This window comes from Paraburkholderia sp. CNPSo 3272, from assembly GCF_024206495.1.
In the GTDB taxonomy this organism is placed as follows: domain Bacteria; phylum Pseudomonadota; class Gammaproteobacteria; order Burkholderiales; family Burkholderiaceae; genus Paraburkholderia.
The window spans coordinates 53,383-68,652 of sequence record NZ_JAMBPQ010000027.1; the positions used below are offsets into that span (position 1 = coordinate 53,383).

The following is a 15,270-nucleotide window of genomic DNA, read 5'->3' on the forward strand; positions in this document are numbered from 1 at the left end:
AAGACATGACGCATACATCCGCGACAGAATGACACACGACCAACCGCCCCAAAGCGCCGGCGGGATCCATGCATGGGCCACGGCGATGCAGGCCGGCAACGGCCCGCGCTATCTGCGGCTCGCCGATTTCATCGAGGGCGCAGTGGCGCAAGGCACACTGCGCCCCGGCGAGCGCGTGCCCGCGCAGCGCAGTCTCGCCACCCTTCTTGCGGTCGATCTGACCACCGTGACGCGCGCTTTCAACGAAGCCCGGCGACGCGGGCTGATCGAGGCGCGCGGGCCGCTGGGCACCTTCATCGCCGCTCCGCGCGCCGAGTTGCTCCAGCGCGTGGACCTCAGCATGAACATCCCGCCCGCGCCCGCCGGCCTCGACATGAACGCGCTGCTGCGCGAAGGCATGGCGCGCGTGCTGGTGCGCAGCGACGCCGATCTGCTCATGACCTATCACATGGGCGGCGGCGGCCGCGCCGACTGGCAGGCGGGCGCGAAGTGGCTGCAGCCCATGCTTGGCCACGTCGCGCCCGATCGCCTGGTGGTGTGTCCGGGCGCGCAAGCGGCGCTTGCCGCGCTGATCCTCGCCTTTACGCAGCCGGACGAGGTCATTCTCGCCGAGCCGCTCCTCTATCCGGGCCTCCCGCATGCGGCGGCGCAACTGGGCCGCCGCATCGCCCCCGTTGCCGTGGATAACCACGGCATGCGCCCCGACGCGCTCGAAGCGGCCTGCCGCGAGCACGCGGCGCGGCTCATCTACGTGAACCCCACGTTGCAGAACCCCACGACGGCGACCATGCCGGAGGCGCGCCGCCTCGAAATTCTGAAGGTCGCGCAGCGCTGCGGCGCGCGTATCGTCGAAGACGATCCTTACTGGCCTTTCGCGCCCGATGCGCCCGCGCCGTTTGCCAGGCTCGCGCCCGCTCGGGTCTGCTATCTCGCGACGCTTTCCAAGACGCTCTCGCCCGGCCTGCGCACGGCTTATCTCGCGCTGCCCGACGAAGAGACACGCACACGCCTCGTAACGGCGCTGCGCACGTTCTCGCTGATGGCCGCGCCGCTCACCAACGCGCTCGCCACGCAGTGGATCGAGGAAGGCGTGGCCGAGCAGATCTTCGCGGACGTGAAGGCCGAAGCGCGCGAGCGCCAGCGCATCGCGGCGCACACGCTGGGCTCGTCGGCGGGCGCGGGCATTCATCTCTGGTACACGCTGCCGCGCTACTGGCAGGCGCGCGAGCTGGCCGCGGCCGCGAGCACCGAAGGCCTCGCCGTGGCGCCCTCCACGGCGTTCCAGCAAGGCCCGGAGACCGCGAACGCGATCCGCATTTCTCTGGGCGCGACGGGCGGGCGCGAACAATTGCAGGCCGCGCTGCGCAAGCTCTCGGCGCTGCTCGCCAACGACCTCAGCGCGCAGGCGCAAGTCATCGTGTGACGGCACTTGCCACGCTTCCCCTGGCACCGCAATTGCTACGGTTACTCGTTTCCCTTCTTCAGCGCGGTTGCGCGGCCATGCCCACATAATGGCAAAGACGCGGCGCAGCGGCGCAAGTACACTCGTCGCAGCAGGCGGCGACCCGATTCGAGTAACCGCGCCCGCAAGGGCGCCCCAAATACGGGAGATACGACGATGGCAAACGAGCAAATGCTTGCGCAGATGCGCGACAAACCGGGCTTCATCGCCGCGCTGGACCAGAGCGGCGGCTCGACGCCTGGCGCGCTGCGGCAGTACGGCATCCCCGAAAGCGCGTATAGCGGCGACGCCGAAATGTTCCGCCTCATCCATGAAATGCGGGTGCGCATCGTGAGCGCGCCCGCGTTCACGGGCGAAAAGGTGATTGGCGCGATCCTCTTCGAGGCGACCATGGAAGGCCAGGCGCAAGGCAAGCCGGTGCCCGGGTTCCTCTGGAGCGAGCGTGGCGTCGTGCCGTTCCTCAAGGTCGACAAGGGGCTGGAGGCCGAGTCCGACGGCGTGCGCCTGATGAAGCCGATTCCGGGCCTCGACGCCCTGCTCGAACGCGCGGTGAAGGCCGGTATTTTTGGCACCAAGATGCGCTCGGTGATCGAGCATGCCTCGCCTTCCGGCATCGCCTCGATCGCCGCACAGCAGTTCGCATTCGGTGCGCAGATCTCCGCGCACGGACTCGTGCCGATTCTCGAGCCCGAAGTCTCGATCAAGGCGCCCGACAAGGCCAAGGCCGAGAAGCTGTTGCGCGACGAACTGCTCAAGGGGCTCGACGCGCTGCCCGCCTCGCAGAACGTGATGATCAAGCTCACGATTCCCGATACGCCCGACTTCTATCTGCCGCTCATCGAACATCCGCGCGTGGTGCGCGTGGTGGCGCTCTCCGGCGGCTATTCGCGCGCTGACGCGTGTGCGCGCCTCGCCAAAAACCATCGCATGATTGCCAGCTTTTCGCGCGCGCTCATCAACGACCTCACGAAGTCGATGAGCGACGCCGAGTTCAACGCCGCGCTCGCCGCTAGCATCGACGAAATCTGGAAGGCCTCGGTGCAGAAGGACTGAACCCCGCCTGAAGCCGCGCGGGGCGCGACGCCCGGCGCTGGCACCGGTCAGGGATGTGAAAACGGGATGACACGCAGCCGGCCTCATTAATCGGGGCCGGTTATACTTGCGCCTTCTTTTTCTCCTATGCACCGGCCATGAGGCAGTTACTCTGCCTGCTCGTCCTGTTGCCGGGCCTCGTGCAAACCGCGGCCGCGCAGGCGCAGCAGCAGGCGCCCGCTAGCGAAGTCGTCGGCGCATCGGCTGCGAGCGACGTTGCTCCCGCAAGCTCCAGCGCAGTTTCCAGCGCGGTTTCGAAATACCTCACGCATAAGTTCGGTATCGCGAAAGAGAAAGCCGCGCAAATCTCACAAGCCGTCACCGGCGCCGCCGAGAAATATTCGCTGCCGCCTGCGGTGCTGCTCGCCATCATCTCGATCGAGTCGCGCTTTCGCGAGAAGGCGCACGGCGCGAATGGCGCGACCGGACTCATGCAGGTCGTGCCGTCGGCGCATCGCAATCTTCTGCACAACAAGGATCTCACCGACCCCCAGGTCAACATCGACGTGGGCTCGTCGATCCTCTATGGCTATCAGCGCGCGGCCGGCGGCGACCTCAATGCCGCGATGAAGAACTACGGCGGCTCGAAGGCCTATGCGGAAAAGATCCGCACGCGCGCCGTGGAGTTCAGCCGGGTGCTCGACACCGCTAGCGCGCCAGCCGCGAGCGATGCGCCGGCGAGCGTGGGACTTGCGGCTTCCGCGGCTTCCGCCTTTGCGGATGCGGCGGCAACGGCCGCAATTGGCGCATCCGCGCCTGCCGCTGCACCCTCCGCGACATGGGCGGCCTCCGCGCAGGCTGCCGTGCAAAACGCCGCTTCGGCCAACGCGCGCTAAGACCGCTTCCTGCTTCGCTCCGACTGCCTCGCGCGCGATCGGCGGCGATGCGATGCGCATCGAAAGCACCCGGGATCGCGAGACGAAGGCCGACGCGCGCGCCGAAGGTTGCGCGCGCATCGATCGGCGGCGGCTTGCCAGACGTGCAAACGCCCCTCGCGCGGCGGTGCCGCGAAAGGGGCGTTTCGAAGGGCAAACTTCCGGCGCGCGGGCTCAGGCGCCGCTTACGGGCGTCTCGCCGTTTTCCGGTTGCTGGACCGCGGCTTCCGGCGCGTTGGACGGGGCTTGCGGCTCTGCGCTGTGGGCTTCGGGCTGGGGCGCGGGTTCGGCATTCGCCTCGGGCTTGGCCTCGGGCTGGGCGTTGCCCTCTTCGCGCGCCTTGGCTTGCGCCTCGGCCTTGGCCTTTTGACGCGCCAGCGCCGCATTCGCGCGGCCGACGTGCGACGGGTCGATGCCCGGGCCTTCCGAAGCCGTGCCGTCGAGCTCGTAGCGCGAGCCGCCCGCGGCCACGCGCTCGTGATAGCGCGGATGGTTCACATGGCGCTTGAGCACGGCGACGATCATCGTGCGCTCGTACTCGGGGTGACGCGCGACGAGATCCTCGGCCACGCCGATCTTGAGCGGCAAACGGTCGCGGAACGCCGGGTAGTGCTTCGCGAACACGTTCCAGACCGTGTTGAGCTGGCGGTTGCGCTCCATGCGCGCCTTTTCGGCCTCGCTCAGATTCGCGGCCGGCGGCTGCTGGGGACGGGCCGGACGGCGGCGCTGCTGCTGCCCGGAACGCTCGGCCGCCTCAGGCCCGCGGGCCGGCTTCGGCTGCTGCGGCCGGCGCGGCTGCTGCGCGCGCTGTCCAGTCTCGCCCTGATTCTCCTGCGCTCGCGCGCCCTGAGGCCGGCCGTGGCGCGAACGCGCACGCTCGTCCTTGCCGCCCGCTGCGCCAGCAGGCGCCGAACCCTCTCTCGGCGCACGCGGGCCCTTCGGGGCGTGCGAGCCGCCATGGCCCTTCGCGCCCTTGTAAGCGGGCTTGCCTTGCGTTTTTTGCGCCTGTTCTTCGGCTGGCTGGCCTGAGCCGCCCCCCATGCTCTTCTTGATCTCAAGAAGACCTTCCTTGAAGCTCAGGGTACGGCGTTGTTGCGGTGCGGCTTTCACGTCCAGATCTCTTCCATATGGAACCGGACGCTATGATACCGAAAACACGGCCGATCCAACCTGGCAATCATTTGTTGTGGCCGGTTTCGCGTCCGCCGTCGCATGCCGCGCCCCACCGCGAACCCACGCGGCGCGCGGCAAAATCCCTCGAATTTCATGCGTCAACACCTTGCGCGCGCAAGGTTCGCATTCTATTTTCATCACGCCACCATGACGATTTCGACATCCGCCCCCCGTTCCACCATTCGCGCCATCGTGAGCGGCCATACGCGCGGATTGGGTGCGGCGCTCGCGCAATCGCTGCTGCAACGGGACATCGAGGTGCTCGGCCTCGGTCGTGGCGCGCATGCGGAACTGGCTTTCCGCCATCCGGAACGGTTCGCCGAGGCCATCGTGGACCTCGCCGATCCCGCCGCACTCGGGCGCTGGCTGGCGGGCGACACGCTCGATGCGTTCGCGCTCGGTGCGCAGTGCGTGGTGCTCTTCAACAACGCGGGCACGGTCGAGCCCATTGCGCCGCTCGGCGCGCAGGACCCGCTCGCCATTGCGCGCGCGGTGACGCTCAACGTGGCAGCGCCGTTGATGCTCGCGAATGCGCTCGCCGCCACGCCCGCGCTCGGCGCGAGCGCGTCGCGACGCATCGTGCATATCTCGAGCGGCGCCGCGCGCAACGCGTATGCGGGCTGGAGCGTGTATTGCGCGACCAAGGCCGCGCTCGACCATCATGCGCGTGCCGTCGCCCTCGACGCGCCGGCCGGCGTGCGCATTTGCAGCATCGCGCCGGGCGTGATCGACACCGGCATGCAGGAAGCAATCCGCGCGACGCGCGTCGACCAGTTCCCGATGCGCGAGCGCTTTGAACAGCTCAAGCAGAACGGTTTGCTCTCCACGCCCGAATCGGCCGCGCAGCAGCTTATCGATTACGCATTGAGCGACGCATTCGGATCGGCGCCCGCCACGGACGTGCGCGAACTCGGCAAGGCGTGAGCCCGTTGCGCCTTGAGCCGTCGCCATCACGCTTCATGTCAGCGCGACGCGCGGCCGTACCGCTTTCAGGCGCCGCACGCCACCCGCGAGCGCGAGCAATGCGCCGACCGCGAGCACGTCGCCCGCGAGCCGTGCGGGCAAAAAAGCGGTGACATGCGTCGCACGCAACAGCGTGTCGATGACGTTCGAAGCCACCGCGCCCCCCACGAAACAGACGAGGCCCTGCTGTCCCACGTTGACGACGGCCGGCAGCCGCTGCGCAAGCCATGCTATCCAGCCCTTGCGCACCGCCTGCGCGGCGAGCCAGGCCACGGCGGCGAAGTTCACGATGCGCACGCTCGCAAGATTCTGTTTCATGTAGCCAGGCTGCGGCTCCAGATCGGCGAACAACTGGATGAATGCGAACGCGGCGACGAGCACCAGCGCGAACGCTGTCAACGCGCGGCCCATCCACGAGACCTGGAACGCGCGCGACACCGGGTGGATGTGGCATAGCAGGCCCAGCATGAACATGGCCTGCCAGGCAAACGGGTTGAACGGCCAGATGGCGCCGGGTGCGCTCGGCAAATAACCCACGAGCCAGCACCCGGCGAACCACAGCACGAAGCTGCCCACGAGCACGAGATCGGGCGAGCGGCGCGCAAGCGGCATCACGAATGGCAAAGCCATCACGAGCACGATGTACATGGGCAGCACGCCGGCCAGATACGGCTGGTCGCGAAACACCGCGATATTGGCGAGCATCGTGAACGGCTGCGCGGCGAAGCGCAGATAACCCGACTCTGCGACCAGCGGCGAATCTATCCGCAGCATCACCGCCGCGGCGCCCGACAGCAGCATCAGCGCGGCGGTGCACAGGTAGGCGGCGTAGATCTCGCGCCCGCGACGCCAGAAGCGCCGGTTGGCCGCGCCCGCGCCTTTGCTACCGGCAATGGCGAGCCAACTCGCCGCGCATACATAGCCGCTCACGAAGACGAAAACTTCCGCGGAGTCGCAGAACGCGAAGTTGTGCAGCATCGCATGCGAAAGCACGCTGGAAGGAATGTGATCGAGCGCGATGGAAATCAATGCGAAACCCCGGAAAAAGTCGATTTCGATCGATCGCTTCGCTGTCTGACTCATTGGTGACGACTCCCGTCCGTGTCGATGATTACGATTGAAGGGGTGCGCGACTTCGATTCGATGAAGCTGTCAGCTTTATGGGTCTTTTTGTAAGGATGCCTGATCGATTCGTGGCCGCGCGCGCAACAGATGAAAGGGTTCCGTAAAAGGCTGCGCCGGAGCGCCGCCTCACCATGCGACTTTAATGCCAGGTCGACGTGAAACGGGCCTGGATGGCCCATGGTAAGCATTTCACCCGCTTCACGCTTGCGCGCAGCCGCGCGCGCACGCCCGGACGGTGCGCGCCATGCACACCGAGCCAGCGCCCGCCCGTTTCTGGTGCCACATCCTGTGTGCGTCACGTCGTCTGCAGCATGGCCGTATTCCGGTCGACGCGTCTCGTGGAAAGGCACGCGAAAGCCCGCATGTTCGCTTTGCTCGCGTCATGGCGAGTTGACGCCCGGCAGCGCCGAGGGTTCCGGAAATATTCAGATGTTTTCGCCGCCGCGCCCAGGGTCATCCCGCCTCGCGCGCGAATTACTTGACACCTAAAGTAATTGGACCTACATTGACCTTGCAGACTGAACGAAGGAGCGAGCATGCGCATTGTTTGCATGGGTGGCGGGCCCGCAGGCCTCTATTTCGGCCTCTTGATGAAGCGCCGTCACCCCGACTACGAAGTCACCGTAATCGAACGGAACCGCCCGTACGACACGTTCGGCTGGGGCGTGGTGTTCTCGGACCAGACGCTGGGCAACCTGCGCGCGGCCGACCCTGAAAGCGCGGACGAAATTCTCGACGCCTTCAATCATTGGGACGACATCGAGATCCACTTTCGCGGCAGCGCGATCCGCTCGTCGGGCCATGGCTTCTGCGGCATAGGCCGCAAGCGTCTGCTCAACATCCTGCAGGCGCGCTGCGAAGCGCTCGGCGTGAAGCTCGTGTTCGAATCGCAGATCACGGACGACGACATCACCCACGCGGACCTCATCATCGCGAGCGACGGCCTGAACAGCGCCACGCGCCAGAAGTACGCCGCCACCTATCAGCCAGATATCGATTTGCGCAATTGCCGCTTCGTGTGGCTCGGCACGTCGAAACTCTTCGACGCGTTCACGTTCGCGTTTGAAGAAACCAAATGGGGCTGGTTCCAGGCACACGCCTACCGCTTCGACGACAACACGTCGACGTTCATCGTCGAAACGCCCGATCACGTGTGGCGCGCAGCCGGCCTCGACACCATGAGCAAGGAAGACAGCATCGCGTTCTGCGAGAAGCTGTTCGCGCGTTATCTCGACGGCCACGCGCTGCGCTCGAATGCGTCGCATCTGCGCGGCTCGTCGCAGTGGATCCGCTTTCCGCGTGTGGTCAATCGCGAATGGGTGCACTGGAAAACCGCGGCCGACGGCAAGCAGACGCCCGTCGTGCTGATGGGCGACGCCGCGCACACCGCGCACTTCTCGATCGGTTCGGGCACGAAGCTCGCGCTCGAAGACGCGATCGAACTCGCCAACAGCATGGAGGCTCACCCCGGCGATCTGCGCGCGGCGCTCACGCACTACACGAACGTGCGCAGCGTGGACGTACTGCGTATTCAGAACGCCGCGCGCAATTCCACGGAGTGGTTCGAGCACGTGGACCGCTACGCGAAGTTCGATCCTGAGCAGTTTGCCTATTCGCTGCTCACGCGCTCGCAGCGCATCTCGCACGAAAACCTGCGCGAGCGCGACGCGCGCTATTTGTCCGGATTCGAAACGTGGCTCGCGCAGCGCGCCGGTGGTGAGGCGCGTGCCGTGCCGCCCATGTTCACGCCTTATACGGTGCGTGGCGTGACGTTGAAAAACCGCGTGATCGTCTCGCCGATGGCGCAGTACTCCGCCCATGACGGCGTGGCCGGCGACTATCACCTCATGCATCTGGGCGCGCGCGCCATGGGCGGCGCCGCACTCGTGATGACCGAGATGACCTGCGTCTCGCCCGAGGCTCGCATCACGCCCGCCTGCCCCGGCATGTATGCGCCCGAGCATTTGCAAGCGTGGAAGCGCATCGTCGATTTCGTGCATGCAAACTCGGACGCGAAAATCGGCATGCAGCTCGGCCATTCCGGCGCCAAGGGCTCGACGCGCGTGGCATGGGAAGGTATCGACCAGCCGCTCGACGACGGCAACTGGCCGCTCGTCTCCGCTTCGCCGCAGCAATATCTGCGCGGCGTGAGCCAGTGGTCGCACGAAGCCAGCATCGAGGAACTGCGCGACATCGAGGCTCAATTCGTGCAAGCCACGCAAATGGCAAACGAAGCGGGCTTCGACTGGCTCGAATTGCACTGCGCGCACGGCTATCTACTTTCCAGCTTCCTCTCCCCGCTCACGAACCAGCGCACTGACGAGTACGGCGGATCGCTCGAGAACCGGCTGCGTTATCCGCTCGAGGTTTTCGAGGCGATTCGCGCGGTCTGGCCAGAGAACAAGCCGATTTCGGTGCGCGTCTCGGCACACGACTGGGTGGAAGGCGGCAACACACCCGACGACGCCATCGAAATCGCGCGCGCGTTCAAGGCGGCGGGCGCGGACATGATCGACGTTTCGTCGGGCCAGGTGAGCAAGGAAGAAAAGCCCGTCTTCGGCCGCATGTTCCAGACGCCCTTCGCCGACCGCATCCGCAACGAAGCGGGCATCGCGACGATCGCCGTCGGGGCGATTTCCGAAGCGGATCACGTGAACGGCATCATCGCGGCCGGTCGCGCCGACCTGTGCGCCGTGGCGCGGCCGCACCTGGCCAATCCCTCGTGGACGCTCACCGAAGCGGCGCGCATCGGCTACCTCGACATCAAGTGGCCGAATCAGTATATGGCGGCCAAGACACAACTCGAACGCAACATCGAGCGCGAACGCGCCGCAGCCGCCGCCGCGGCCGGCCTGTCGCCGATCGAGCGTGCGCAACGCGCCGAAGGAACCGTGTGAGCATGAACCAGGCAATCCTGAATGATCGTCATGCGGTCGTGACCGGCGGCGGCAGCGGCATCGGCGCGGCGACGGCCGCCGCGCTCCTGCATGCCGGCGCACGCGTCACGCTGATGGGCCGCGACGCCGCGCGGCTCGACGCCCAGCGTGCCGCGCTCGGCGGCGGCGAGAACGTAGCTTGCGTGAGCGTCGATATCGCCGACGAAGACGCTGTGAACGCCGCGTTCGCGCGTACGGCGCAAACGCTCGGCGCCGTCGATATCCTCGTGAACAACGCGGGCCAGGCTCAAGCCGCGCCATTCACGCAAACCGACCTCGCGCTGTGGAAGCGCATGCTCGACGTGAATCTCACCGGCGCATTCCTGTGCACGCGCGCGGTGCTGCCCGGCATGCTCGCGCGCAAGGCCGGACGCATCGTCAATGTCGCGAGCACGGCGGCCCAGGTCGGCTACCCGTATGTCGCCGCCTATTGCGCCTCGAAACATGGCGTGATCGGTATGACGCGCGCGCTCGCGCTAGAAGTGGCCACGCAAGGCGTGACCGTGAACGCCGTGTGCCCCGGCTACACGGAAACGGAACTGCTGCAGGCGTCGCTCGAACAGATCACGCGCAAGACTTCGCGCAGCGAAGCCGAAGCGCGCAGCATTCTCGTGCGCCATAACCCGCAGCAGCGTTTCGTCATGCCGGAAGAAGTCGCCAACGCCGTGCTGTGGCTGTGCGCGCCTGGATCGTCCGCGATCACGGGCCAGTCCATATCCGTTTCCGGTGGAGAAATCACATGACATCGCCCGCATGCACGCGCAAGAACGCCCCCGTGAAGGCCGCAACGAAAGCGCCGCGCAAGGGCGTCGAAAAGCCTGCGGAGAATGTCGTCGACATGGAAATGAGCACGGGCGCCGACAGCCACATGGGCCTGCGCCTGTGGCTGCGCCTGCTCACCACGACGAATCTGGTGCAGGCCGAGCTGCGCCGCCGCCTGCGCGTCGAGTTCGACACGACGCTGCCGCGCTTCGACCTGATGGCGCAGCTCGAGCGCCAACCCGAAGGTCTGCGCATGACGGAACTTTCGCGCCGCCTGATGGTGACGGGCGGCAACGTCACGGGTATTACCGATCAGCTCGAAAAGGAAGGCCTCGTCGTGCGCGACGTGGCCCCCGACGACCGGCGCGCCTTCGTAGTGCGCCTCACGCCCGAGGGCCGCGCCCTCTTCGACCGCATGGCGGCCGCGCACGAGCAATGGGTGGTGGAACTGTTCGGCGGCCTCTCGCTCGACGACAAGTCGAAGATGCACGATCGACTCGGCAAGCTCAAGCAACACCTGCGCAACGGGCTTGAAAGCTGAACACACTGAAATTGCAAAGATCCGGGAGACATATCTTGACGACACGTTCCAGCGCGGAAGCGCTCTTCGCGGGCAACCGCGTCACGCTTGCCGGTTATGAGGCGCAACACTTCGGCTGGTCGGTGCAAGGCCGCGTGGCGACCATCACGCTGAACCGCCCCGAACGCAAGAATCCGCTCACGTTCGAATCGTATGCAGAACTACGCGACCTGTTTCGTCAGCTTGCCTATGCGACGGACGTGAAGGCCATCGTGCTGCACGGCGCGGGCGAAAACTTCTGCTCGGGCGGCGACGTGCATGACATCATCGCGCCTCTCGTCGATTTGCCGATGCCCGAACTGCTGATGTTCACGCGCATGACCGGCGACCTCGTGAAAGCCATGCGCCACTGTCCGCAGCCGATCATCGCCGCCGTGGACGGCGTCTGCGCCGGCGCGGGCGCGATTCTCGCCATGGCCTCCGACATGCGCTACGCCACCGCGCGCAGCAAGCTCGCGTTCCTGTTCACGCGCGTGGGGCTCGCGGGCTGCGACATGGGCGCTTGCGCGATCCTGCCTCGCATCATCGGTCAGGGCCGCGCAGCCGAGCTGCTTTACACGGGCCGCTCCGCGAGCGGGGAAGAAGGCCACGCCTGGGGCTTCTACAACCGCATCTGCGAGCCCGAAACGCTGCTCGCCGATGCGCAGAAGCTCGCCGCCGATCTCGCCTCCGGCCCGACCTTTGCGCACGGCATCACCAAGACGATGCTGCATCAGGAATGGACCATGAGCATCGACGAGGCGATCGAGTCCGAAGCGCAGGCGCAGGCGATCTGCATGGCCACACGCGATTTCGGCCGCGCCTACGAGGCGTTCGCAGCCAAAACGCGTCCGGTTTTCGAAGGGGATTGAATTGAACGCTGCCGTTGAAACCAATCTCCACGACGCGCTCGCGTGGCCGTTCTTCGAAGATCGCCATCGCGCGCTCGGCGCGGGAATAGAAGCGTGGGCGCATGAGCATCTCGCGCACGTGCCGCAAGACGACGTCGATGCGACCTGCCGCGCGCTCGTGCGCAAGCTGGGCGAAGCCGGCTGGCTGCGCTACGGCGTGGGCGGCACCGCTTACGGCGGCCATGGCGACACGATCGACACGCGCGCCGTCTGCCTGCTGCGCGAAACGCTCGCGAAGCACTCCGGCCTCGCCGACTTCGCGCTCGCCATGCAGGGCCTCGGCTCCGGCGCCATCTCGCTGGCCGGCAACGAGGCGCAAAAGTCGCGCTATCTGCCGCGCGTCGCGCGCGGCGAAGCAATCGCCGCGTTTGCGCTCTCCGAACCCGAAGCAGGCTCCGACGTCGCCGCGATGGCCCTCGCCGCACGTGCCGAGGGCGACGACTACGTGCTCGACGGCGAAAAAACCTGGATCTCGAATGGCGGCATCGCCGACTTCTACGTGGTGTTCGCCCGCACCGGCGAAGCGCCGGGCTCGCGCGGCATCAGCGCATTCGTGGTCGATGCCGACACACCGGGGCTCGAAATCGCCGAACGCATCGACGTGATCGCGCCGCATCCGCTCGCACGCCTGCGCTTCACCGGCGCGCGAGTGAAGCGCAGCCAGATGCTCGGCGCGCCGGGCGAAGGCTTCAAGATCGCCATGCGCACGCTCGATATTTTCCGCACCTCGGTGGCCGCGGCTTCGCTCGGCTTCGCGCGCCGCGCGATGGCCGAAGGCCTCGCGCGCGCCGCTTCGCGCAAGATGTTTGGCCAGACGCTCGGCGATTTTCAGCTGACCCAGGCAAAACTCGCGCAGATGGCGCTCACCATCGACAGCAGCGCCCTGCTCGTCTATCGCGCGGCGTGGCTGCGCGACCAGGGCGAAAGCGTGACGCGCGAAGCCGCCATGGCGAAATGGCATGCAAGCGAAGGCGCGCAGCAGGTGATCGATGCGGCTGTGCAGCTTTGGGGCGGCATGGGCGTGCAAAGCGGCAACATCGTCGAGTCGCTTTACCGCGAGATTCGCTCGCTGCGCATTTACGAAGGCGCGACCGAGGTGCAGCAGCTCATCGTCGGGCGTGACCTGCTCAAGGCATACAACGCCGCGTAAGCGCGTGGCGCGACGCTTCACTACGGAACCGGACGAAACATGAAACGAGCCCTTCTTCCCGCAGGCTGGGTCAAGCCGCGCGGTTATGCCAACGGCGTCGCCGCTGCCGGCACGCAGGTCTACATCGCAGGCCAGATCGGCTGGGACGAGAACGCGCGCTTCACGAGCCGCGAATTCGGCGCGCAGGCCGTGCAGGCGCTGCGCAATATCGTCGCCGTTCTCGAAACCGCGGGTGGCAAGCCCGAGCACCTCGTGCGCATGACCTGGTACGTCACCGACAAGAAGGAATACCTGGCATCACTAAAGGAAATTGGTGCCGCATTCCGCGAGCTGATCGGCGACTACGACATCGCGATGAGCGCGGTGCAGGTGGTGGCACTCATGGAGGACGACGCCAAAGTGGAAATCGAAGCGACGGCCGTGATTCCCGACGACGCGCGTCTAACACGCCAGTAGACCGCCGCCCACCTAACAGAACGACCAGCTCATACAGACAGCCGGAGACGCCATGCAACCCACCGCCCATGTCGATACGTTCGCACGCGATCATCTGCCGCCCGAGTCGCAATGGCCCGACATGCTGCTCGACAATCCCGACGTTGCCTACCCCGCGCGCATGAATTGCGCGGTCGAGTTGCTTGACCGCGCGATCGAAGCCGGACACGGCGAGCGCCCGGCCATCTGGTCGGACATCGACGGCAAGCCGCAGGCCACCACGTATGCCGAACTGCTCGCGCTCGTCAATCGCAGCGCCCGCGTGCTGGTGGAAGACATGGGGCTGCAGCCGGGCAACCGCGTCCTGTTGCGCGGGCCGAACACGCTGCAAATGGCGGTGGCGTTTCTCGCGTCGCTCAAGGCAGGCCTCGTGGTGATCCCCACCATGCCGCTCTTGCGCGCGAAGGAGCTCAAGCAGATCGCAGACAAGGCGCAGGTATGCGCGGCGCTGTGCGACGTGCGGCTCACTGAAGAACTCGCGCGCTGCATGGACCCCTCCGACGAATTCTTTTGCGCAGGCATCAAGCAGGTCTGCTACTTTCACGACACGGCGCCGGGCACGCTGGAAGCGCTCGCGGCAGGCAAGCCCACCGACTTCGCTGCCTGCGACACGGCCAGCGACGACGTCTGCCTGATCGCCTTCACGAGCGGTACGACGGGCATGCCCAAGGGCTGCATGCACTTTCACCGCGACGTGATTGCCATGTGCGACCTGTTCCCGCGTCACATCCTGAAGCCCACGGCCGAGGACGTGTTCTGCGGCACGCCGCCGCTTGCGTTCACGTTCGGGCTGGGCGGGCTTCTGTGTTTTCCGCTGCGCGTCGGCGCGTCGACGGTGCTGATCGAAAAGCTTACGCCGGCGCTGCTGCTCGACACGATCCAGCGTTTTCGCGCGACCATCGTCTTCACCGCGCCCACGTTCTACCGGCAGATGGCGGCGCTCGTCACGCAGTACGACCTGAGCAGCCTGTGCAAGACGGTATCCGCCGGGGAGGCGCTGCCGCAGGCCACGCGCGATCTGTGGCGCGATGCGACGGGCATCGAAATGATCGACGGCATTGGCGGCACGGAGCTGATTCATATCTTCGTATCGTCCGCGGGCGCCGACGTGCGCCCCGGCTCGATCGGCCGCGCGGTCCCCGGCTACGTCGTGCAGGCGCTGGACAATGACCTGCAGCCGGTGGCGCCCGGCGTGACGGGCAATCTCGCCGTGCGCGGCCCGACCGGCTGCCGCTATCTCGCCGACGAGCGTCAGGCTGTGTTCGTACGCGGCGGCTGGAACCTGCCCGGCGACGCCGTATGCATCGACGCCGACGGCTACGTGTTCTACCAGGCCCGCTCCGACGACATGATCGTTTCGTCGGGCTACAACATCGCGGGTCCGGAAGTCGAGACGGTGCTCATGCAGCACCCCGCCGTGGCCGAGTGCGGCGTAACTGGGGTGCCCGACGAAGTGCGCGGCCAGGTGGTGAAGGCGTTCGTCGTCTTGCGCCCGGGCTTCAGCGCCGGCGACGCCCTGGTCGCCGAGTTGCAGAACTTCGTGAAGAACGCGGTGGCGGCGTACAAATATCCGCGCCTGATCGCTTTTATCGACGCGCTGCCGCGCACCGAGACCGGCAAGCTCAAGCGCTCGGCGTTGCGGTCGATGTGAAGCGGCGCGGGGCGTAAGAAATACAACGTAAACCGCCGAATATTTAATGATTACAGATTGCGCCCAGACACACGGATATGCGCGTGATTTTGCGCATATCCGTGTGTCGACCTCAG

Annotated in this window: 13 protein-coding genes; 11 read left to right on the plus strand and 2 right to left on the minus strand. The window is 66.4% G+C overall.

Going from position 1 to position 15,270, the window contains the following annotated elements:
* The first annotated feature begins 28 nt into the window (after positions 1–28).
* The 3 genes from M3I53_RS26680 to M3I53_RS26690 all read left to right on the plus strand — a co-directional run bounded on the left by M3I53_RS26680 (position 29) and on the right by M3I53_RS26690 (position 3,390).
* Entirely contained in the window at positions 29–1,423 is a 1,395-nt protein-coding gene (locus tag M3I53_RS26680; protein ID WP_254318849.1) for a PLP-dependent aminotransferase family protein, read from the plus strand.
* A gap of 195 nt (positions 1,424–1,618) precedes the next feature.
* Positions 1,619–2,515: a fructose bisphosphate aldolase gene (locus M3I53_RS26685; RefSeq protein WP_254318851.1), complete on the plus strand. Its 897-nt coding sequence runs from the start codon at positions 1,619–1,621 to the stop codon at positions 2,513–2,515.
* A 137-nt stretch (positions 2,516–2,652) separates the two neighbouring features.
* On the plus strand, positions 2,653–3,390 hold the full coding sequence (locus M3I53_RS26690; protein WP_254318853.1) for a transglycosylase SLT domain-containing protein: 738 nt from the start codon (positions 2,653–2,655) through the stop codon (positions 3,388–3,390).
* 213 nt (positions 3,391–3,603) lie between these two features.
* Here the strand turns inward: M3I53_RS26690 and M3I53_RS38485 are convergent, their stop codons facing one another.
* A complete protein-coding gene (locus M3I53_RS38485) occupies positions 3,604–4,539 on the minus strand; it encodes a ProQ/FINO family protein (protein ID WP_254318855.1) in 936 nt (311 codons plus the stop codon).
* Between the two features lie 210 nt (positions 4,540–4,749).
* On the opposite strand from M3I53_RS38485, the gene M3I53_RS26700 reads away from it, so the two are divergent.
* The gene (locus M3I53_RS26700; protein WP_254318857.1) at positions 4,750–5,526 is read left to right on the plus strand and encodes an SDR family oxidoreductase; all 777 of its coding nucleotides are present in this window, start codon (positions 4,750–4,752) and stop codon (positions 5,524–5,526) included.
* A gap of 33 nt (positions 5,527–5,559) precedes the next feature.
* Here the strand turns inward: M3I53_RS26700 and opgC are convergent, their stop codons facing one another.
* Positions 5,560–6,648: an OpgC domain-containing protein gene (opgC, locus tag M3I53_RS26705; RefSeq protein WP_254318858.1), complete on the minus strand. Its 1,089-nt coding sequence runs from the start codon at positions 6,646–6,648 to the stop codon at positions 5,560–5,562.
* A gap of 578 nt (positions 6,649–7,226) precedes the next feature.
* On the opposite strand from opgC, the gene M3I53_RS26710 reads away from it, so the two are divergent.
* From M3I53_RS26710 to M3I53_RS26740, 7 genes are read left to right on the plus strand one after another with little or no spacing between them, the layout of a single operon-like run.
* Positions 7,227–9,587: a bifunctional salicylyl-CoA 5-hydroxylase/oxidoreductase gene (locus tag M3I53_RS26710; protein WP_254318860.1), complete on the plus strand. Its 2,361-nt coding sequence runs from the start codon at positions 7,227–7,229 to the stop codon at positions 9,585–9,587.
* 2 nt (positions 9,588–9,589) lie between these two features.
* Complete coding sequence (locus M3I53_RS26715; RefSeq protein ID WP_254318861.1) at positions 9,590–10,369, plus strand: SDR family NAD(P)-dependent oxidoreductase; 780 nt, start codon at positions 9,590–9,592, stop codon at positions 10,367–10,369.
* Entirely contained in the window at positions 10,366–10,929 is a 564-nt protein-coding gene (locus tag M3I53_RS26720) for a MarR family winged helix-turn-helix transcriptional regulator (protein ID WP_254318863.1), read from the plus strand. The genes M3I53_RS26715 and M3I53_RS26720 overlap by 4 nt, the downstream gene beginning before the upstream one ends.
* Before the next feature lie 35 nt (positions 10,930–10,964).
* Positions 10,965–11,819 carry an enoyl-CoA hydratase family protein gene (locus M3I53_RS26725; protein WP_254318865.1) on the plus strand — a complete coding sequence of 285 codons (855 nt, stop codon included), beginning with the start codon at positions 10,965–10,967 and terminating at the stop codon, positions 11,817–11,819.
* A 1-nt stretch (position 11,820) separates the two neighbouring features.
* Complete coding sequence (locus M3I53_RS26730; RefSeq protein ID WP_254318867.1) at positions 11,821–13,008, plus strand: acyl-CoA dehydrogenase family protein; 1,188 nt, start codon at positions 11,821–11,823, stop codon at positions 13,006–13,008.
* A 39-nt stretch (positions 13,009–13,047) separates the two neighbouring features.
* Complete coding sequence (locus M3I53_RS26735; protein ID WP_254318869.1) at positions 13,048–13,464, plus strand: RidA family protein; 417 nt, start codon at positions 13,048–13,050, stop codon at positions 13,462–13,464.
* A 52-nt stretch (positions 13,465–13,516) separates the two neighbouring features.
* Entirely contained in the window at positions 13,517–15,154 is a 1,638-nt protein-coding gene (locus M3I53_RS26740; RefSeq protein WP_254318870.1) for an AMP-binding protein, read from the plus strand.
* Positions 15,155–15,270: the final 116 nt, after the last annotated feature.